The organism is Staphylococcus sp. EG-SA-2 (assembly GCF_017152085.1).
Window position 1 is genome coordinate 1 of record NZ_JACYHC010000820.1, and the last position, 1246, is coordinate 1246.

Consider the following 1246-nt stretch of genomic DNA (forward strand, 5'->3'; position numbering starts at 1 on the left):
CTTTCAGTAGCTGAACTCCCACTTTCCTCTACTGTAGTATTGTTTTGTTCCGATGCTGCAGCTTCTTTTTCTTGTCCCATTCCAACAACGATCATTGTTCCTAAGAATACTGAGGCCGCTCCCAATTTGTGTTTTCTTATGCCGTATCTAAGATTGCTTTTCACTATAATATTCTCCCTTAAATGCAAAATTCATTTATTTTTAAAACTCAATAAATGCAATTCTATATTGTTCGGTTTTTAAAAGCAATGAAAAAAAGCGAGTTAATAAAAAGTTAAGATTGTTGTTAACTTTATGTATAATGAGTTTTTTATTATTTATAACTCACATATATATTGCATGCAAAACTCTTGAATCCCTTGATATAACAGGCTTGTATTTTTTATACTTATTTTTTAAATTAAATTCAAATTCATCTAATTTAAAGCAATATACTAAAGCATACATAATAATCGCCTGTACAATGCATCATTAACAAGTCACTGAAATGCCTTTCATTGTATTAATAACGTCATTATAATTTTATATCGTTCGGTTTTTGTTTTATTTTAATGATTATTTATACAGAAACAGCCGTATTTCAAGACGACATTTTAAGTTTAACTAAATTTGCATCTAGTTAATAATTGCATTTATCAAATTTGTCTTATTGATTCAATCTAATTTGTACTAACAAACTAGTTTTAAATTCTAACTTTATCTCTCATTTTGTAATCAATCATCAGACATAAAGCGCTTCAGCAATCAGAAAACACTCTAATTTTCTATTAGAAATTTGATTTAATCTAAAAAAACAGGTTTACTTCATATAATTTATGAAATAAACCCGTCAATTTTTGTTTAATTATGCTTTGTTATTCTTTTTATTTCTGCGTAATAATGCTAAACCTAGAATGCTGAATAATCCGCCGAACAACATACCTTTGTTTGTTGATTCTTCTCCACCTGTTTCAGGTAGTTCAGATTTCTTAGATTGTGCTTTTTTAGTTGGTGCCACTGCTTTAACCTTTTCATTGATTTCAATAACAGGTGTTACTACTTTACCTTGTTCCACTGGTTTAGAAGGCTTTTTAGGTTCTTCTTTTGCGGGTGGTACTGGTTTACCAGGTTCAGCTGGTACCTCTGGTGTTGGCGGTGTTGGTGTTTCTGGCTCACTCGGCACTTCTGGTGTCGGTGGTGTTGGTGTTTCCGGCTCACTTGGTACTTCCGGAGTCGGTGGTGTTGGTGTTTCCGGCTCACTTGGTAC

The 1246-nt window shown here is 32.3% G+C and carries 2 protein-coding genes and 1 pseudogene; all 3 read right to left on the reverse strand.

Annotated features, from left to right (window positions below):
- On the reverse strand, positions 1 to 164 hold a 164-nt coding region (locus IDG60_RS14810; RefSeq protein ID WP_206160850.1), incomplete at its 3' end, for a YSIRK-type signal peptide-containing protein.
- Positions 148 to 249, reverse strand: a pseudogene (locus IDG60_RS27560) (hypothetical protein). The gene IDG60_RS14810 and the pseudogene IDG60_RS27560, both read right to left, overlap by 17 nt.
- A 595-nt stretch (positions 250 to 844) precedes the next feature.
- On the reverse strand, positions 845 to 1246 hold a 402-nt coding region (locus IDG60_RS14815; protein WP_017431925.1), incomplete at its 5' end, for an LPXTG cell wall anchor domain-containing protein.